18 protein-coding genes are annotated in these 19,469 nt (G+C 53.1%); 12 read left to right on the top strand and 6 right to left on the bottom strand.

What is annotated here, in order from left to right; translation table 11 throughout:
- Positions 1 to 321 precede the first annotated feature (321 nt).
- From CUC55_RS00560 to CUC55_RS00570, 3 genes are all read left to right on the top strand, one after another.
- Positions 322 to 2,391: an exopolysaccharide transport family protein gene (locus CUC55_RS00560; protein WP_170063791.1), complete on the top strand. Its 2,070-nt coding sequence runs from the start codon at positions 322 to 324 to the stop codon at positions 2,389 to 2,391.
- Positions 2,392 to 2,427: 36 nt separating this feature from the next.
- Positions 2,428 to 3,693, top strand: coding sequence for a lipopolysaccharide biosynthesis protein (locus CUC55_RS00565; RefSeq protein ID WP_103086666.1), 1,266 nt, complete (start codon positions 2,428 to 2,430; stop codon positions 3,691 to 3,693).
- A gap of 42 nt (positions 3,694 to 3,735) precedes the next feature.
- The gene (locus CUC55_RS00570; protein WP_103086667.1) at positions 3,736 to 4,650 is read left to right on the top strand and encodes an ATP-grasp fold amidoligase family protein; all 915 of its coding nucleotides are present in this window, start codon (positions 3,736 to 3,738) and stop codon (positions 4,648 to 4,650) included.
- A 1-nt stretch (position 4,651) separates the two neighbouring features.
- On the opposite strand, the gene CUC55_RS00575 is transcribed toward CUC55_RS00570, so the two are convergent.
- Both CUC55_RS00575 and CUC55_RS00580 read right to left on the bottom strand, forming a co-directional pair.
- A complete protein-coding gene (locus CUC55_RS00575) occupies positions 4,652 to 5,950 on the bottom strand; it encodes an O-antigen polymerase (protein ID WP_067653918.1) in 1,299 nt (432 codons plus the stop codon).
- Positions 5,951 to 6,056: 106 nt separating this feature from the next.
- On the bottom strand, positions 6,057 to 7,292 hold the full coding sequence (locus CUC55_RS00580; protein ID WP_103086668.1) for a glycosyltransferase: 1,236 nt from the start codon (positions 7,290 to 7,292) through the stop codon (positions 6,057 to 6,059).
- Between the two features lie 338 nt (positions 7,293 to 7,630).
- On the opposite strand from CUC55_RS00580, the gene CUC55_RS00585 reads away from it, so the two are divergent.
- The 4 genes from CUC55_RS00585 to CUC55_RS00600 all read left to right on the top strand — a co-directional run bounded on the left by CUC55_RS00585 (position 7,631) and on the right by CUC55_RS00600 (position 13,068).
- A complete protein-coding gene (locus CUC55_RS00585; protein ID WP_425352696.1) occupies positions 7,631 to 8,710 on the top strand; it encodes a glycosyltransferase in 1,080 nt (359 codons plus the stop codon).
- Between the two features lie 491 nt (positions 8,711 to 9,201).
- On the top strand, positions 9,202 to 9,774 hold the full coding sequence (locus CUC55_RS23465; protein WP_425352697.1) for a glycosyltransferase: 573 nt from the start codon (positions 9,202 to 9,204) through the stop codon (positions 9,772 to 9,774).
- Positions 9,775 to 9,866: 92 nt separating this feature from the next.
- The gene (locus CUC55_RS00595) at positions 9,867 to 11,114 is read left to right on the top strand and encodes a glycosyltransferase (protein WP_103086671.1); all 1,248 of its coding nucleotides are present in this window, start codon (positions 9,867 to 9,869) and stop codon (positions 11,112 to 11,114) included.
- A 124-nt stretch (positions 11,115 to 11,238) separates the two neighbouring features.
- Positions 11,239 to 13,068, top strand: a complete 1,830-nt coding sequence (locus CUC55_RS00600; protein ID WP_157940879.1) for an alpha/beta fold hydrolase — start codon at positions 11,239 to 11,241, stop codon at positions 13,066 to 13,068.
- 115 nt (positions 13,069 to 13,183) lie between these two features.
- Here CUC55_RS00600 and CUC55_RS00605 read toward each other — a convergent pair whose 3' ends face one another.
- The 4 genes from CUC55_RS00605 to CUC55_RS00620 form a co-directional block, all read right to left on the bottom strand.
- Complete coding sequence (locus tag CUC55_RS00605; protein WP_067653926.1) at positions 13,184 to 13,420, bottom strand: hypothetical protein; 237 nt, start codon at positions 13,418 to 13,420, stop codon at positions 13,184 to 13,186.
- A gap of 122 nt (positions 13,421 to 13,542) precedes the next feature.
- A complete protein-coding gene (locus CUC55_RS00610; RefSeq protein WP_103086673.1) occupies positions 13,543 to 14,232 on the bottom strand; it encodes a TfuA-like protein in 690 nt (229 codons plus the stop codon).
- Positions 14,232 to 15,401 carry a YcaO-like family protein gene (locus CUC55_RS00615; protein WP_103086674.1) on the bottom strand — a complete coding sequence of 390 codons (1,170 nt, stop codon included), beginning with the start codon at positions 15,399 to 15,401 and terminating at the stop codon, positions 14,232 to 14,234. The genes CUC55_RS00610 and CUC55_RS00615 overlap by 1 nt, the downstream gene beginning before the upstream one ends.
- Before the next feature lie 2 nt (positions 15,402 to 15,403).
- Positions 15,404 to 15,628, bottom strand: coding sequence for a hypothetical protein (locus CUC55_RS00620; RefSeq protein ID WP_067653932.1), 225 nt, complete (start codon positions 15,626 to 15,628; stop codon positions 15,404 to 15,406).
- Positions 15,629 to 15,879: 251 nt separating this feature from the next.
- Between CUC55_RS00620 and CUC55_RS00625 the strand changes: the two genes are divergently transcribed.
- The 5 genes from CUC55_RS00625 (at position 15,880) to CUC55_RS00645 (ending at position 19,389) form a co-directional block, all read left to right on the top strand.
- Positions 15,880 to 16,119, top strand: a complete 240-nt coding sequence (locus CUC55_RS00625) for a Rossmann-fold NAD(P)-binding domain-containing protein (protein WP_067653934.1) — start codon at positions 15,880 to 15,882, stop codon at positions 16,117 to 16,119.
- Positions 16,080 to 16,613, top strand: a complete 534-nt coding sequence (locus CUC55_RS00630; RefSeq protein ID WP_157940880.1) for a YbaK/EbsC family protein — start codon at positions 16,080 to 16,082, stop codon at positions 16,611 to 16,613. The genes CUC55_RS00625 and CUC55_RS00630 overlap by 40 nt, the downstream gene beginning before the upstream one ends.
- A gap of 123 nt (positions 16,614 to 16,736) precedes the next feature.
- The gene (locus CUC55_RS00635; protein WP_103086675.1) at positions 16,737 to 17,498 is read left to right on the top strand and encodes an isocitrate lyase/PEP mutase family protein; all 762 of its coding nucleotides are present in this window, start codon (positions 16,737 to 16,739) and stop codon (positions 17,496 to 17,498) included.
- Positions 17,499 to 17,602: 104 nt separating this feature from the next.
- A complete protein-coding gene (locus CUC55_RS00640) occupies positions 17,603 to 18,337 on the top strand; it encodes a helix-turn-helix transcriptional regulator (protein ID WP_103086676.1) in 735 nt (244 codons plus the stop codon).
- On the top strand, positions 18,337 to 19,389 hold the full coding sequence (locus tag CUC55_RS00645) for a bifunctional transcriptional activator/DNA repair enzyme AdaA (RefSeq protein WP_067653942.1): 1,053 nt from the start codon (positions 18,337 to 18,339) through the stop codon (positions 19,387 to 19,389). The genes CUC55_RS00640 and CUC55_RS00645 overlap by 1 nt, the downstream gene beginning before the upstream one ends.
- Positions 19,390 to 19,469: the final 80 nt, after the last annotated feature.

Here is a 19,469-nt window from a genome sequence, read left to right on the forward strand (position 1 = left end):
TGCGGGTACAAAGGGAGAAATGGTGTTTGAGACCAAATGCCAACGACAAGAGGATACATTCATAACGCCTTAGTACAGCCGGAATAATGGCTCATGAAAAGCGTGTTTTCGCAAAACGGTATATTAACAGGTCCGCCCTAGACTGAGGCTTGTCAAATGCTGGGCGGTCGTTCCGCGCTTCATAACCAGCCAGGGCATATCTATGCAGTCAGTATGCATCGATCTGGCAAACACAGTAAGCAGACGTTCGAGAGCATGGCCATGTCGGGAAATCGTAAGACGCAGCTTTCGCAAGAGATGGGATCGTAAACCGGTATGGCGATGAACGAGACGACATCTTACGAGCCGCATTATCGTGAACAGACAAGCCGCCCGAACAATCTCATTCGTTTGGCGGCACTGCTGTGGCGCAACGCTCTGTTCATCTTGCTCATCGGCATCATCTGTGCGGCACTGGCTTTCGGCGCGTCGCTGTTAATTCCGAATTATTATATCGCGACGTCACAAATATTACTCGATCCCGAGGGTTCACGGGNTTTGGAGAGTGATCTGCCGGGACAGCCGCGAGCNGTGGATTCGCACGTTCTTAATCAGCAGTACATCATCACATCCGCACAGGTTCTTTCCCGCATCGTGGNAAATGAGAAACTGTACGACGATCCGAAGTTCGGTGCCGCGGATCCGGTTTATCCAGACAAGGAAAGCCGCAGCAATCTGGCTCTTGATGCGCTACGCAAGGCAACATCCGTTGCGGCCGTCGGTAAAAGCTTCATCGTCAACGTGTCGGTTAAGTCCGACAGCCCTCAGCGGGCCGCTGAACTCGCCAATCTCATTGCCACGACATATTCACAGGTGCGTGTCGAAATGAACAGCGATGTGCTGCGACGCACCGGCGGCGGACTGGCGGCCCAACTGGATCAATTGCGAAAAGCCGTGGAAGATGGTGACCGTGCGGTTCAAGCTTACAGGGCAGAGCATAATCTCGCTGACATTCAGGGCCGACCCGATATCGAGCAACGCGTCGCAGATGCGAATACGGAGATATCCAGACTATCGGCAGCGGTTGCGGNAAACGAGGCTCTTGTCGCTGAGCTCAATCGGGCCAGAAACGACCGACAGTATTTGCGATCCATTCCCGATACCTCGTTGACACCAGCGATCATTTCGCTCCGTGCACGTTATCAGGAAAGTCGAGAAGAGGAATCGGTTCAGGCGACTTCGTTGGGTGCGCAGCATCCATCTTTACAGGCNGCACGTGCACGAACCCAATCGCTTGCCAGTATTCTCGATGAGCAACTGCGAAATTTTTCGACAGCGACCTCGAGCAATCTGGCGCGGCTGAAAAACCAACTGGCGCTTTCGACCTCCAATGCCGACGCTTTGNAAACCAACCTGAACAGCGACGAGCAGACGATGGTGCGGTTGCGGGAATTGCAGCGAAAGCTGGAAAGCGACCGCGCTGTCTATGAAGCGTTTCTGTTGAGAACCAAGCAGCTGTCGGAGCAGCAAGGCACATCGAGCGAAAACCCGCAGATCATCTCCAGTGCCGAACCGCCCTTGCGCAAAGCTGGACCTCCACGCGCTCTGATGTTGGCTGGCGGCGGTATCTTCGGACTTATTCTCGCCGCTGGTCTTCTCATCCTGCGCGACCAGTTTCGTGACGAGCCAAGTGAACTGCAGATGGTGCGCGCACCTCAGAAGTTGCCCGCTCCAGATGCTGATAGCGACCGTGAAGCTGCATTGTTGCCAACGTCCGATAAAACGAACGCGCCGCCAGTTCCTCCGGTTACGAAATCCAACAGGATCGTTCGCGAGGCTGACACCAAGGCACTGGCTGCCGCAGCGGGTGAGGGCTTTGACGGCCTGGCGCGCTTCGTCTCGTCTTCGCTCAAACCTTCAGCCAGCCACACCATCATGGTTGTTTCTGCCGGTCCAAAAAATCGTTCGCCTTATTCGGCGTTCAATCTGGCCGCTGATGTTGCCAGACTCGGTCGCCGTGTTCTTCTCGTTGACCGCGCGACACATGATCCATTGTTGACGGCCATGCTTTTACCCGAGCACGGACCGGGTGAAGCTGGTACACGTGAATTCTACGACGTCGAATCCACCCCTTACCTTCAGTTTTCCCCGGCAGATGATCGCGAAACCAGCAAAGCCTTGCGCGATGCGGTGGATGAAAACGGCGAGGCTTTCGATCTTATTGTGATCGACGGCGGTGTGGCGGCGAAGTCGAGGATACATTCAAGCCTGCGCCGCGATCTGGATGACGTTTTTCTCATGCAGCACGAAGACGACACCGGCAGTATCGTGATCGCGCTTGTCACTCTCGAAGAGAGCGGCATGGAAAATATCAAAGTGATACGGATGACGCGTTCCGGCTTGCAATATTGAGGACTAATTTTGGCTGNAAACAACCATCGGACAGCCATGCGTATTCCTTTTCTGCGAGGCCGTTCTCTTACCGGAATCAATGTCATCTTCAACATGGGCCTTCGCGGCTCGACGCTTGTTCTGCGCTTTGCTTTGTCTTTCTACATCGTCAAGTTCATGGGCCTCGAAGCCGCGGGCATCTATGGTCTCGCGCTGGGTGTGGTGAACGCCGCGCCGGCGGCCCTTGGCTGGGGCCTGAATTATTTCATTGCGCGCGATGTTAGCGGCAAAACATCAGGCGTTGCCGGTGTTTACATGAAAACGCGATTGCTTGTGACGGTCACGTCGCTTGCGGCGATGACGGCAATCGCCTTGATAGCAGCCTATTTCATGGGTCATGCAGTCGCGCCCTTGTACTTCCTTATTCTTCTTGTCGTTTGGCTGGAAACGATTTCCTGCGACATCCATGTGCCTCTCATCGCGCAGGAAATGTCGAGCCAAGCCAATGTTCTGNTTTTTTTGAGAACATCATCCTGGATACTGCCGGTGATTGGCCTGGGCTTGGCGTCTGAAGCCTTCCGCAATATCGAAACGATCATGGTTGCATGGAGCCTCGGCTACATTCTCATGCTTGTGGCACTTGTCAGTTTCCTGCGGCAATGGCCGTTCCGACGGATTTTGCAGGCGCCGATGCGGATGCGTTGGGTAAGAAAGCGCATGCGAAAAGCATGGCTGATCTACATCAGTGACATGAGCAATGTCGGACTGGTTTATGCGGATCGATACATCGTCTCGCTGCTGCTCACGCTGTCCCTGACAGGCGTCTATACGTTCTATTGGTCGCTCGCCAACGCCCTGCAAACATTGATATCGACTGCGGTATTACAGGTCGCGATCCCTGCTCTCTTCAAGGCTTACAATACAGGCTCCATGAAGGAGTGGCGGGCAGTGATGATCTGGCAGTTCACCAAGACCGCGGCTGTTGCCTTCGGATTGGGTGCGGCCATTTTCGTCAGCGGCAATATTCTCGTGCACCTCATGAACATGCCGGAACTTGGTCAGCATCAGGGTATTTTTGCGCTTCTCCTTCTGACAGCCGTCGTTCGCTCCTGTACCGATTTGATGGGGCTTGGCCTCAACAGTCTGCGGAAAGACGGGCATTACGCATTCGTCAATTTGTCGAGCGTTCTTCTGTCGATCGGGATGAGCTTTCTCTTGATCAGCGCATTTGGTTTTATCGGCGCCNGTCTATCAGCATTTTTCACGGCGCTTGTTACGGCGTCTATATCGAGCGCGTTGCTCTGGCGCGCCTCAAGATCATAAATCCGGTAATAATTGCGCAGTTTTTTAAAGGCGATTGAACCCATGGCATCGAACCAGCCCCGGCATTCACCAGGACGCAGTATTTTCAAAAAGCTATACCACGCCGCCATTCAAAGCTTGCCAATCAAGCAGGCGACGAAATTGCAATATTATCGCTATCACAAATTATGGGCTGATCTCGACAATCCCNAAACATTGAACGAGCATCTTGCCGCACGTAAGATCGCCTGGACAGGCCCGCAATCCGACCCGCGTCTCATCATGCTCAGCGACAAGATTGCGGTAAAGGCGCACGTCGCCAAGGTTCTGGGAAAGAAATGGGTAACGCCAACGCTTTGGCGTGGCAAAAACCTCAATGATTGCCCACCGCTGCCTTTTCCCTATGTCATCAAGGTCAATCACGGGTCAGATCGTAATATCTTCGTCTACGGTCCCGAAGATTTGGTCGGTGCGAAAGAGCAGTGCGACATCTGGCTTGCGGGGCGCACCGCGTGGCGTTTAGCGGAAGAATGGTACAACCATATCGATCCGGAAATCTTTATCGAACCGTTTATCGGGGAGGGCGGAGAAGCACCGGTTGATTACAAGCTGTTCTGCTTCGAGAACGATATTCCCTGCATTCAGATCGACACGGCACGGTTTACCGACCATCGGCGCTGTTTCTATGACGAGCATTGGAAAAAGTTGGATTTCGGACATTATTATCCGCTTGAGACGGAAGATCTTCCCCGTCCGCCGCATCTGGATGACATATTGGAAGCTGCGCGCACCCTAGCGCAGGGTTTCGAGTTCGTCCGCATCGATTTCTATGACAAGCCATCCGGTCCCCTGTTCGGGGAAATGACGTTCAGCCCAACCTCCGGTTTTGGCGCCTTCAGGCCACCATCGACTGATGTCTGGCTTGGAACATTCTGGAAAGATCAACCCAAAGGCCTATTTCGGACCGGAGAAGAGTGATCTAGCTTTTGGACGTTGCTGCCTTGCTTTGATGTGCAGGTGTATCGAGAAGGTAGGACAGGACGATGCCGCCCGTCAGCCAAGCGACCAAGACGTAAACATAATAAAATCCGGGCGTGAACACGGCGTTGAACAGAAACAGGAAGGATATATAGCCGCACGCGACTTTCCGTAGGCCCATGCGATTGGGCTGTAGATTGCCGTGAACCCACATTTGAAGCTTGCCAAAATAATAGCCGAACAGGGTCGCGATGAAGACGACGCCGGGAACGCCGAAGTTCAGATAGGCCTCACCAAACAGGGTCGGGCGCAGACCGGCGTGAAACTGTGGATCAAGCCCCGCAAGTGTGCTGGTGATGATGCCCATGCGAAAGTCGTTTCTAAACTCGCTGATGAAAGACGGCACCAGCGCCATGTAGCCGGCGAGGTAGGTCATGCCATGATAAAAATGTCCATCGAAGCCGCTCAATATCCAGGCGTAGTCGCGGAAATCCGAGAAATTGTTGCCGTAGAATATTTGATAGGAAACGGTTTGCAGGATATCGACGCTGTCGTTCCCATCCGCTGTGGAGCGTAAAATGCCGATGACGATCGCAATCGTTACGAAGCCAACGATGGATAAGGTGAAGGCTGCAAGATTTTTGTAGCGGTAGACGATGATCAAGCAAACGACGAATATGAACAGTGTTTCGATGCTGGCTCCGCGCGTTCCTATCATCAGACCAAGCGCGCTGCACATCAGACCCGCACCGATAAAGAAGCGGCTGTAGCCAAAGCCGTAGACCAGAAGGCTCAATGTTATCGTTGGCAAGATAACGGAGTAAAGATTGATCGCAGGACGGAGCGAGGTGTTTTCGAACGAAAACTGCCGACCTTCGAATGGTCGAACGCCCAGCGCAATCAGGCCCAATGTGGCGAAGATGATGACGATCAGAGAAATCCAGACGCCCGGCTTGGTTTGCCAAAACGCGTAGCCTTTCTCCACGAAGGTGAACATCACGCTTTTTCCGGAGCTGAATGTTGCCAGTCCCATCCCGACCAGAACGAACACCACGCCGAGAACCGAAAGATAGAACGCTTCATCTATGTAGTCGCGGATGATGTAGATGGAATCCCCTACCGCTTCCATATTCTTGTCGGATGCTGCGAAGGGAGACATGACCAGAATGGGCAGGACGTTATAGCGGATCCAGAAATAGGAGGAGAAGGTCAACACACCCCATTTGTAAAATGAGCTGACATAATAAATTAGGAAAACCAACCAGCCGATGATGAATATGAGCCAAGCCAGATGGGACATGTCAAACCTTATAGCCCACGCACCGTGCAGGAAGCAGTGTAAAACCGGTTGAGTGACCGTCGCAGAAATCGGTTAAGAAGCTGTTAGCTATATTGAGCGCGGCACTCTACCGCATGGCTGCTTTCAGCAGGATTTGTTCAAGGCGTTGGTAATAATTGGACTGCTCAGCTGTACCTTTAAAACTGGCGATACCAGGAAAAATCTCGTCCCTGTTTTCCCACCACGCTGTCTGTCCAATGGACAAAGCTTTTGCCATGAGGTCCTTGAGGGCCTGTGGCTTGTCAGGGTCGTAAGCCCAGCCTGTTTGATGATCTCTGATGATTTCCGTTGATCCACCCCGCGTGGTGCCAATGACCGGAACGCCGTAAACAGGTGCTTCCACCAGAATGCGGCTCTGCGGCTCTTGCCATCGCGACGGTACGATAATCGCATCGGCCTCTCGATATACGTCTTCAGGTCGGACAAAACCTTTGAATTCAACAGGGGCGCCATTTGAAAGACGCTTCATCTTTACGACGTCGCGATCGCGACCGCGCCCTGCGATGATGAGTTTGGCATTTTTGCTGTGCGCAAGAGACACGAATGCCCGGATCAGGTCGCTTACACCTTTTTCTTCAGAGACCGCACCGAGATAGCCGAAGGTGAACACGGGCGCGGATGCCTTGCGTCTGCCAACCAAGGACCGATCGAAGATATTTTCGTTCGAATTGGTGTTATGCATCACATGCCAGTTGGCATCCTGCAAAACGCTGTTTTCCAAAAACCGTCGCCGCAGAGCATCGCTGACGGCAATCACCGTCATGCCTGCGCCACTCCTTTCACGCATGCGCTTGGTCAAGATCGAGCAGTCTAGACAAGGTTGCTCGCAATTATCGCCATTGCGGTACATACTGGTTTTGGGACAGAGCAGCCCATAATCTCGCAAATGCAGGCAGATCGGGATGTTTGCCGTGCGCGCAGCAATAAACAGGGCTGGCTGCATATAGGCAGAGTTCTGGGCATAGATAAGATCAAACTTTTCCTTCAAAAGAAATTGTGTGAGTTGTTCTGGACAGAGAGCGCCCATCGCCGTGCGCAAATGCCAGCTTGCACGGCGCAGNAATCCTGCGGAAGATTTACGGGGTAGCGGGAGATAACTGTTGTTCCAAGCAAGGCGCATGACGCGAATACCACCCCGCAGACGGGTTTCGCCCGGCGGTGCAACGGCGTCACCCTCNTTTCCCAATGCCAGCACGGTAACATCGTGGCGCTGGCCAAGCTCCATCGCACCCAGACGCGCGGAGATTTCAGCGCCGCCTTCCTCCTGTGGAGCGAATGTTTGCGATACGATGCAGANTTTCAAGTCCGCTTACCTTTATCCGCGAGACGGGCGGGGTCCTTACCTTCGTCCTACTTATGTCTCCACAACCATTTAAATATATTGAACACCACTCTATCGGAATTCGTAGTTCGTATAGGTGATATCAAAATAAAATGATTGCCGGAGACGCGCCGATAACGTTCTTAAGTTGCACGATGCTCAATATAATCAAGTCGAGTGAAGGCATTCGGTCTTTTTCATCGTGATATTCCGTCTTGATTAAGGAATTTGAGATTTAAGGTTTTTCGAAAGGGCAGGTCGTAACCGATCCAATGCCGTCAATGAGGTGGATCATGAAGATTCTGCACGNTTTCGAGACCATGCCTGGCGGGCCTGCGACCTATTTCAATGAGATAGTGCCAAGCCAGATCAGCGCTTTGGGTGCTGATAACGTCAGGGTCATCGTGCCTGACGCACATGTGGCTTTCCTCAAAAACACTCCGTCATCTTCAATCGCCACGTTTGTCAGACGCAAGCGACTGACATCGCTTCCGGCACTGGCCCGCGCCGTGTTGAACGAAGTGAAGGTCTTTAAGCCCGATCTCGTCCACGCACACTCTACTCTTGCCGGAGGGATCGTTCGCGTCATCAACGCAATGCCTGGCAAATTTCCACCTGTCGTCTATTGCCCACACGGGTGGGTGTTCGACATGGAAACGCTTGGTTATTTTCGTCACCCCGCTCGTTGGGCGGAGCGGATTTTGTCCCCGTTTGCCGACAAGATCGTGGCGATATCCGGTTACGAATATGAGCAAGGCCTGAAAGCGGGCATACCGGCAAAGCGGATGGTCGTCATAGNAAATGGCATATCGTCTCAGCTCCCGGCTGTTACGCCCACGGAGTGGGCCGACGCACGCACGAAAGTTCTGTTTGTCGGTCGGCTGGATTGGCAAAAGGGTGTCGATATCCTGTTGCGAGCGGCAGCGGAGTTGAAGGACGAGGCGGTGTTCCGCGTCATCGGTGCACATGTCACGACCAAGAATGATCTGACGGACGCTTTGCCGGCTAACGTTGAATTGCTGGGATGGAGATCTTCCGAAGATATCACTGGCCAAATGGCCGTGTGTGACGTTGTTGCAATGCCTTCGCGGTGGGAAGGTTTCGGCCTTGTCGCGCTGGAGGCGATGCGGTCGCGCAAGCCTGTCATCGCATCTGCTGTCGGCGGTCTGCAGTCGGTGGTGAGTGACGAAAAAACCGGACTCCTTTTTCCCCCTGGTGACCACAAGGCATTGGCTGCCGCGATTGCGTCTCGCAGTTCCGAGGACTGGGCGCAGATGGGGGCAGCCGGATATGTGCGTTTCGTGGAACGTTACAGAAGCGAGCGGACAGTTGAAGAGCTCATGCAGCTTTATCGCCGCGTGGTCGACGATTGGCCCGTTGAGAAACGCAGGATCGCATGACAAACTTTATCAATGGCCGTTTCCTCACTCAGAAAATCAGTGGTGTTCAACGTTTCGCGCGCGAGATCGTCAAGGCGCTGGACCGACACCTTGTCTCGACCCGTAGCACGGACGAATGGGTTCTGCTTGCACCTGAAAATACAGTGCTGAATCTCGAACTGTCTGCGATCAAACAGCGCCACGTTGGAAACCTGACCGGCCACCTGTGGGAACAGACGCAGCTGTTCAAAGCATCGCGTCGCGGCAAGTTGATCAATCTTTGCAATAGCGGACCTGNTTTGCATGGAGAAAGCCTGACTATCATTCACGATGCGATGATTTTTCGCACACCGGAGAATTTTTCGCGTTTCTATCGCGCAGTCCATGGCACGCTTGGACACCTGCTGGCACGACGGGGTCATATCGCGACCGTTTCGGAGTTTTCCAAACGCGAGTTGGTTGAGATGATCGGCGCTAAAAATGTCTCCGTCATCGCCAATAGTTGCGAACATATGGCATCCATCGTTCGTGATGAGACGGTTCTGCAACGTTTGAATCTGACGCCCAATGCTTACCTACTTTTTGTCGGATCGCCGACGCCGAACAAGAATATCATACGGGCTATCGAGGCAATCAGTCTGATGGCGGACAGCGCGCCGCACTTCGTGGTGGTGGGCGCCGCGGCATCGGCTGTTTTCAAGTCGCAGCAAGACCTTACTCCCGTATCCGATCGCGTTGTAGTGACCGGACGCCTGACCGACGAAGAGATTGTAGCACTTTACGCAAACGCCGCCGCACTGCTATTTCCAAGCCTGTATGAAGGGTTTGGTATTCCTCCTCTTGAAGCAATGTTTCTGGGTTGCCCAGTGCTGTCATCCAACATTGAACCTGCACGCGAAGTCTGTGGCGATGCCGCGCTGTATTTTGACCCGAATGACGCTCACGACATTTCCCGTTCCGTGGAATACCTTCGGGCCAATCCCGATCTCCGCTCCACGATGATAGAACGCGGCCATGCGCGCGCTGCCGAATTTTCGTGGGACAGGAGTGCCATCGCTCTGCTTCGTGCGGTGTCCCGTGTTTGATCCTATGTTTACCCTTGCTGGAATAAGTGGGATATCACTTGGGCCCGCGCTCTGTGGAATGATGACTGCGTGATGGAGAAAAAGCGAAACCGATGAAGATCTGTATCGTCGCTCAGACATTCGCGCCCCAGGAAGAGGGCGGAGCAGAGATTGTGGCACGCATGTGCGCGGTCGAGCTTTCGCGCTACCACGAGGTCATCATTCTCTCTCTAGGTCTTGAGGGCAACGACATCGCGCCTCCCGGTGAAATGGTGAATAGTGACGGAATCCGGGTGATCCGTGTCAATTGGCACAACAGTTATCTTCCTGGACCACGCAAACCGGCCGTCAGTAAGCTGGCAAAACTGGCATGGCATGTTCGTAGCGCGCTTGGCGCGACATCGATTGATGAAGTCAAGGAATTGCTCACGCGCGAGCGTGTGGACATTGTTTATGCGCATAATTCAGCAAGAATGCAGCCTGCGATATTTGAGGCGACCAGTGCACTTAATATTCCGCTCTGTCTGCATTTGCATGATTATGCCTTGCTGTGTCCCAAATCGAGCATGTTTCGCAGTTCCGGTAATTGTGNAAAACCGTGCCTCGAATGCCGCGTTCTGACCTCGCGCATTAAGTCCAGCAAAGGTGACGGCGTCACCGCGATTTCCGTCAGCGACGCGTTGCGTCAGCGTTTTCTGCGCAACGGCGTCCTTCCCAAAGCGGATTGGCATGTGCTTTTGAACGCCAACCGCAGTGAAACCCTTTTTCATGCTCCATTGGTGGGTCGGAAAACCAGTGCAAGCGAACACTTTACCTTCGGATATCTTGGGGCCCTTGCGGAAGAAAAAGGTATCGAAGATCTCATTCGTGCATTCTTAACATTGCCGCAGTCCGAAACGGTGACGCTTCTGGTCGCAGGGCGTGGGCGAGAAGACTATGAGCGACATCTGAAATCGCTTGCGGGCAATGCCCCCATCCGGTTTCTCGGCTTCGTGCCACCGGAAGAGGTCTATAAAGTCTCCGACGTGATCGTCCTGCCATCACGTTGGCACGAACCGCAAAGCCTGATCCTGATGGAGGCCGCGACCTATGGTGTCCCCGTTATAGGAACAGAGCGCGGCGGCACGCCTGAAATTCTGCGCGACCTGGGAACAGGCTGGTGTTATGATCCCGATCAGGAAAACGGCCTTGCCGACACTCTGAACCGAGCCATTTCGATAGGGCATGACCGTTGGTGGTCGGAGCGAGACATCCATTTCCCCGGTATCGACGGNTTTAGGGGGACGTCCGAGGCATCCGGCTATTATCAGAAGCTCAATGACATCCTGGTTGCAGCAACAGTTCTCAAAAGACCGGCCTGAAGCAAGGTACGCGTCTGAATAGCGAAAATGAAACCTTTGTTTCAAGTGCAAACTCAAGAATTGCTTAACGCCGGTAATGTATTTTACACACCTGTTGCTTGAGGCAGCTATCGTGGGGGCGAATATGAATGCTACTGTTAGTCTGCCTTTCGTAGCGGGAAAAACTAGGCAGATTGCTGCTGATTACCCCGTTACGTTCGCAGATACGGTGGGTCTTTTTCGACCAGCCGACGCGCTGGTCGATGCGTCTCAGCACAACGGTGCATCCGTTTTGACCGACACTGCGGTCCTGTTTGTTGGCTCATGGGGCTTTGAAGAACTGTGTGCGCGAAAATTCTGGCAAAGGCTTGCCGTCGCGTTGTCTCAACGCGGTATGGCCAGCATGCGTTTCGATTATCCAGGAACCGGCGATGCACTTGACCATCCCGATTATGCCGCAGGTCTCAATGTCTGGCTCGACACCACAAGCGCTGCGGTAACGACATTGAAGGAGTTGTCCGGCGCAGACCGCCTTCTGTTGATCGGGCACGGCATTGGCGGCGCGCTGGCATGGCGCGTAGCGGAGAATATGGAGGGAGTGTCAGGCCTTGCTTTGGCGGCACCTGCGCTTTCCGGTCGTCATTGGTTGCGCGAATTCGTCGCCCTCAGTCGAATTGCCAACCAGGGTGCAATATTAAACACCAGCGCCTCATCCGGTCCGACCATGGGTGAACAGGTCATTCCTGATGCGGTGACGGCAGGTTTGCGGACGCTCAACATCGCATCGGCAGTCAAAGCACCAGCGCCCAATATTCTTCTGCTCCAGCAGGAAAACCGCCCCGCCGACGCAGCATTCGCAGAGCACCTAGAGACACTTGGCGTCGATGTTCGGACTGTGCCTTTCGAAGGCTACGACCGTTTTATAAGCGATGTCATGNTTTCGGTGCCGCCCATGGGTGCGATTGCAACTCTCACCGAGTGGGCCAGCGGTCTTGCCAATACGGTGCCAGTCGCGTCACATCTTCAAGCCAGGGGAATGGTTCCGTCCCCGTCTGCGCTCGACGGAGATTATTTCCGGGAAACACCGGTCCGATTTGGTGAGCAAAGTCGTCTTTATGGTGTGTTGTGCGAACCGAAGGGTCAACGCAAGGGTGCCACTGTCTTGGTCCTCCCCACCGGCTATGAACGTGCCTCAGGCTGGGGTCGCATATCAGTCAAATTGTGTAGGGATCTGGCCCGTTCAGGCCACGCCAGCCTGCGCTTCGACATGGCCAATATCGCTGACAGCCCGCCGGTTCCAGATCAACGAGACCAGATTATTTATGGCGAGGGTCAATTGGCCGATATCGATGCCGCCATGGATTTTCTGGAGGAAAGACAACTTTTCCCGGTTGTTGTGACAGGGCGATGCAGCGGCGGTTGGGCGGCTTTCAAGAGCGGTGTGAAGGACAAACGTTTCAGTGGTGTCGTGCCCGTCAACGTGTTCGACTTTTACATTCCCAAAGATACCGATGTCGAAGCTTTGTTGGTGTCATCTCGGCAGCCACTGGCAAGTTACGGCGCGAAATTGTTTTGTGGCGGCTTTTGGCGCAGGGTTTTGCGCGGCGAGGTGCGTATCAGAAATGGCATCACTAATATGTGGGCGATGATCGCTGCAAAAGTCGTCTCTTTCACGACACCGATTATGGTGCGCTTTCCGTTTCTGTCCCCCAGGTTTCATGCACTTTCACAGGATTTCACGTCGATTGTCGCCAATGATACCCGGATGTCGATCGTTTTCACGGACGGTGATGTTGGGGCAGCCATGCTTGAGACCAATTTCGGTCCGCGTGGACGGTTGCTGACGAACCGCTATGGAAATCCACGCATCGTCTATATCGCAAACGCCGATCACAATCTGACAACGGCCGAAGCGCGTCACGCCTGGGCCGACGAAGTCAGGGCAATAGCGCTACAATTTCCTCCCTCACAATAGACGAGGCTCTTCCCGGCGATCCTGAGAGAGCGTTCGTCGGTAAGATAAAGGAAAGCCAGGACAAGTGGGAAATCCTCGTCCTGGCCTAGGAGATAGGTCGATTGCAGATTGAATCTCAGCAATGACCAACGCGAGCCGAAGCCAGGTTCACGATGTCGGCAGTTGAGAATTCCATTTCCATTTCGCTCTGCAAAGCGGATTGGAGCGCCTGTTTTGCAACGTCGATATACCAACTGGCTGACGGTGCACCGAGAGATTCGGCAACGCCTTCGGCATAGGTCAGCATGTTGATGAGGGTCAGAAAGTCTTCCTGGCGTTCATCGATCTGGGCGTCAGTTCTGAGTAATGTCATCGTAATCTCATCGTATCGGTTGCGATGGCTCGTTTTATGCCAAGACAGCCCGCTTTGCGCGTTGCAAAACCGTTGCACACGCAGTGCTTGATTTTTGGTGATGTAATTCACCTTTTGCGAAACTAAAGATACATTTTACGGAACAGGGCAGTTGCATTAAATTGCCAAACGTCAATATCGACTGGATGCTGATCTTGTCCCATTGCCTGAAGCAATGCCGTGGCATCCGNTTTTTTCTGATCCACCCAACACATTTCAAGAACGGGCTTGAGCGATTCGAGTTCAATACCAGCCGTGTTTGCGATGTTTCTCCAGTTTCTGCGCTTGAAAAAGAGTGCGCCTGCAGCATCCTTGAGTTTGGCGCATAAAGCTTCATTCAACAGGCCGAGATCGCATATCCTGGCGATTGTTGCTTGAGCATTCACCAGTGGGATACTTAATGGCGGGTATCCTAGCTCGGCAGGACCGTAGGTCAGTGCAACGTCGGCATCATCGACACGTGCGCCTGACATATAGTCCTCGAATATCGTGCCAACGCCAATCATGCCATAGGGGGCACATTCCGCGGCGCGCAATGCGCCCATGCTTGCCGCCCCAAGCACCGTGATTTTCTTCGACAGCGCGAAAAGCAATTCTTTATGCCAGACTGGTGCGGCCATTTCGAACTGACCGTCGATTAAGCCAATTTTGGTTGCACCATCCGCAATTGCTTGCATCACGTCCCCTTGGCAGGCCGGAGGGCGGATTTCGATATCTGTTGCAGCTATTTCATGAGCATTCGGCAAGCTTGGCCCAACGAACACGACTTTCATCACAGAACTTTCGAAAGAGCGCGGTTGCCAAGGCGTCTGTGTCTTTCTCCGTCAGGGTTTTCAAGCTGGGGGGCGAAGACTTTAACCACGCTCGCGGGCAACCAGTCGGGCGCAAGATCAACTGCGAAGATGTCCCGAATGCCGCGATTGCTCAATTGATCCAGCACCATTTGGAGAGATTGCTCTGCCGATGTCGCGCACAGGATGGGAAGATCGCTCAATCGCCGAGAGGCGAGCATGTCCATGGCAGTGAGTGTCGCCGGGTCTGCCCGCTGCGNAAAGATGTTCGGTAGCAGATCGTCTCTTGCGCCGCCAATGAATGTCATCCGTGACTGAGCAGCTTCGGTTATGGCCCTCATTGCCGCGGTTGCTGGCGAAGCCGATGCGCCGGCACCAAGAGTGATGTCGACATAGCGGGCCGTCGTTCTGTTCCTGGGGCCAAGCAACGCTACGATGCAGGGTATTTCCAAATCTGTCGTGATGTCGAACAGCACGATATCGAGACCCGCGCGCGCAATTTTGTCCAGAGTGTCCCGCAATGCTGGTTGCGCAATTGTCTTCGTGTCNATTGCGGATTTGTACCGCTTGGCGGCCGGTGTGACCTGCCAAAGCGTCAACGCATCCCGCTCCACCCGCTCCAGCAAACCATGCAGCAAAGCTTCATCACGTTTATTACCAGAGGCCAAACCGTCGGAGGATTGCCAATATCGAGGCGACATTATTGTCCGGTCGAGGTGTATAGCGTCAAATGGCACCCATATGTCATTGCCCGTCAGTACATGCCGTCCCCGTCCCCAAGGTATGTCTTCGTTCGGAGTGACCGGGTTTGTATGCGGTGAGAGCAGACTATCGAGGGTGTTTGATAAATTTCCGGACGTTTCCAAAGCACGCTGGCTGGTGACACGCAACTCGCAAGCCGGATCTGTGGCCACGGATCGCTCGATGGCTTCCATCGCCGCCGATGTTTTCGCCGCGTCGTCATCCATACCCTTGCCCTGGGCGATAACGATTGCNTTTGCATTCGGAGCAAACGCGCACCAGACGGGAATACCGATATCATCGAGATCCGTCTGTCGGGCCAGTCTGGTTATTCCTAGCCGTCGAAGAAAAGGCGAAACCCTGGAAAGAGTTTCGCCCGGAGAGCATGCGCGGTAATTATCGAGCTGCAAGATCAGTTGTTACCTTCATGAATGCTACCTGTTGCCAAGGTCTCTGCTGAGGTCGCTATGGCAATGTCGACGCCCTTGGTTATGGTAACGCCTGATGTACGCAACGATGCGGCCTTTGCCAGTTCCCTCGCAAGGGGTTCTTTCGCGGGAGTGATCGTACCTGATTGCAGGTCGGCCAGCAAAAGACCTTCTTTACCCTCACCCCCAAGAATAAATGCCTGTGTCATTATCTTCCCTGCCTAAAATCCGGCCTTTTTGAGGCCCTATCTATCCATCTTGGTCTGCCACTGCTCTTTATGAGGAATAACAGAAAACTGCACGAAGAGCTTTCGATGGGATAGATGCGGTCTACATTGTCGCACCGACAAATACGAGCGACCATGGTGCGATCGTCCCACCAGTCCTCGATATTGCGTGCTCCTGCGGTGTCCGGCGCTTTGTCCTGCTCAGCGCGTCGTCGTTGGAAGCTAGTGGGCCGATGATGGGGCAGATCCACGAATATCTTGCAGACCACGTGCCAGAGTGGACGGTTTTGCGTCCCATCTGGTTCTTGCAGAACTTTTCTCACCAGCAGCACCAGATCACCATCCGGCAAGAGAATACCATTTACTCGGCAACTGGACGGGGCCGGATTGGCTTTATTGAAGCAGCCGATATCGCCGAGCGGCTGTCAGCGCATTGCTCGAAGACCAATCCTGGAACCGGGATTTCATTCTGATAGGCCCCGAAACCTTGTCCTACGCGGACATTGCGTCCAAGCTGAGTGGCATTTTTGGCCGTAACTTCCGACATGTGAATCTCGACATCGATCAACTGGCCGAGCGATATCACGCTGATGGCCTGGATAAAGATTATGCGCAGACACTTGCCTCGATGGATAAATGGATAGAGGACGGGAACGAGGATCGCGTCACCGATGGTGTGCTCACGCTGAAGGTGGCGCGCTACTTTGGCGGTATCGATGCGAGGTTTGCAGATCCCGCCACCGTATTTTCACTAACGGGGTGTGTAAGCGGTTGCGTTATGCCGATGTGCCTGCACGACAAGATTCCAGTGATAGCCGATTTTGAGGTGCTAGAAAGGACCAATGTGTGGTTCAATTCGGGGCTGCTGGATCATTCAATCAGGATGCGGACGGCAGACTGGGTGGCCTTTGCGCGGCCTCGGCTGGACGCCATCGCTGAGCGGGCGCCGCTTCTTACCGACGCTTGAGATAATCTGGAATAAACGCCTGATTTTCGACCTTTCTGCATCGCAGACGCCGTTATGAAACAGGCAACTTTAACTAGCAACGCGTTGCATCGATAAACAATACCAATCGGATAAATATAGACCATGATAAATACAGAAAAAGCCAAAATATTTCGCGACCTTCACATTCAAGGCAATCCGGTTATTCTATATAATATTTGGGATGCCGGCAGTGCAAAAGCCGTGGCTGCGGCTGGTGCCAGTGCAATAGCAACTGGAAGTTGGTCTTTAGCAGCGTCCCAAGGGTATGAGGATGGGCAGAATTTGCCTCTTGATCTGGCACTTGATATCGTTGCGCGGATCGTCGCTAGCACTGACCTGCCGGTGACAGTAGATTTCGAGAGTGGTTATGCAGTCGATCCGCAGGACATAACTCGCAATGTGTCAAGCCTGTTGCAGACTGGCGCAATTGGATTAAATTTCGAAGATCAGGTTATTGGTGGTGAAGGGATTTATGATGTAGCGACACAGGCCGTGCGAATTACGGCCGCCCGACAGGCGGCGATCGACTCAGGTGTGCCTGCCGTCATCAACGCGCGTACCGACTTGTTCTTGCAGGAAAGTGATCCGGATAAACATGATGGGTTAGTCGATGATGCCATCAGCCGAGCCATTGCCTACAAAGAAGCTGGCGCCGATTGTTTTTTCATTCCCGGGCTGCCTGATGAAATCCTGATCGCTCGGATTTGTGCAGCTATTGCGCTTCCAGTCAATGTCATGGNTTTGGACACAAATGCCGACCTTTCAGGTTTCTCCAGGGCCGGTGTGGCAAGGGTCAGTTTTGGTCCTGNCCCCTANTTTGCCGCAATGAAATCTGTAGAACAATCAGCTAGCAAATACAAATAGTTAGATTTCCACCAAAATAGATGTGTCTAACTAATCAAGGCGGCTACTGCGCGCAACTGAGATAGGNAAAATCCTAAAAACTTATTAAGTGATGGTTGAAGTACATGTTTTTATCTGAGGCCTTTGAAACAAAATTCCTTGCAAGCCGAAAAAGTGAAATTATTGATGTCGCGCAAGATGTGCTNAAAGATTTTGGTATTGCACATGTTTGCTATTTCACTTCATTGCTGAACGGGAATAATCCAGATTTAGCAACTAACTATCCGAACGACTGGGTGGATCATTATACTAAAAATGGTTGTCATCGTATCGATCCGGTATTTGCGCAGACCTGGGAGGGACACAGGCCCATAAATTGGGAAGAAATTCCGAGGNAAACAAAGAAAATTTCCAATTTCTTTGGTGAATCCAAAGACTTCGGTATTGGTCAATCAGGAATGACAATTCCAATTCGTGACGGCTTCAATAATGCGTATTTCTCGATCTCAAGTGACATGAGTGCAGCTGACTGGAGCAAGGTTACGGCTGAGCATGATCTCGATATTCGCAACTTCACCTTTCTGTTTCACATTTATTGCATGCAATCCNAAAAAAATCAGCCGCCAAAACCCAATTTATCGGAACGCGAATTGCAGGTGCTCAGTTGGGCAGCGGAAGGGAAGTCAGCATGGGAGACATCGCAAATCCTTGAACTGTCGGAAAGGACAGTGGACAGTTATATCAAGAATTGTATGGTCAAAATGGAAGTCAATAACAAGACTCATGCCGTTGCACGCGCTGCACGTTTTAATTTGCTTGCTAGTGAAATTCGGCGCTCTGGACTGCAAGAGGGCAGGTGATGTTGTTTGCCATTCCAAGCCACGATACTCTCTATCAAGCACTGGTTGCACGCGATCAACGTTTCGACGGGCAAGCTTATGTTTGTGTATCAACAACCGGGGTCTTTTGCCGCATTACTTGTCCTGCGCGTAAGCCTAATGCCGTGAACTGCACGTTCTTTGGCACGATTCGGGAATGCATTGAGGCAGGTTTTCGTGCTTGTAAGCGCTGTCACCCACTAACCCCCGCGGCCACAGCCGACCCGTCGGTCAGCCAGTTGCTAGCTGCGTTAGACAATAATCCGCAAAAACGCTGGTCAGAACAGCATATCGCCAACATGGGTTATGATCTGTCGACCGTGCGCCGTGCATTCAAACGGCAATTCGGCATGACATTTCTTGAGATGGCGCGCCAAAGGCGGCTGCGAGAAGGTTTTGAGAGTCTTTCAGAAGGTGCTAAAGTCATTACCGCCCAGCATGACGCCAACTTTTCGTCCGCCAGTGCATTTCGCAGGGCGTTCGCCAAGCTATTGGGCTGCCCGCCTGCTACGTTGCACAAGAAAGGGCTCTTGTTGGCGAACTGGATTGCGACGCCATTAGGTGACATGATCGCGGTCAGTAGCGCTACGCATCTGCATTTGCTGGAGTTTGTTGATCGCAAAGCCCTTCCCATGGAACTGGCCAAGTTGCGTAAGGCCTGCAACGATGATCTAGGTCTGGGCAGCTATGATCCGACAGAACAGATTAGGGTAGAACTGCATGCATTCTTTGCCGGTGAAAAAGCGGTGTTCAACACGCCGTTAGCGCTTCAGGGCAGTTCTTTTACTAGAGAAGTTTGGCAAGAGCTACGCACAATTCCCGTAGGCCAAATTCGTAGCTATTCGGATATTGCAAAACGCATAGGTCACCCAACCGCCGTGAGGGCCGTAGCGCGCGCCAATGGGGCCAATCAGATCGCGCTAGTGATTCCTTGTCACCGGGTGGTCGGGGCCGATGGATCGTTGACCGGCTACGGCGGAGGGCTATGGCGCAAACAACGTTTGATCGAAATCGAACAACAGTTTGGAAACTAGCCCAATTAGGTGTTTGGTCCCAGCATGTCATGGCTTGGGGTTTGAGTGAAGANTTCAGGTTTTTTCTCACTCAGTTGCCG

It is taken from the genome of Agrobacterium bohemicum (assembly GCF_002896715.1).
GTDB classification, from domain to species: domain Bacteria; phylum Pseudomonadota; class Alphaproteobacteria; order Rhizobiales; family Rhizobiaceae; genus Agrobacterium; species Agrobacterium bohemicum.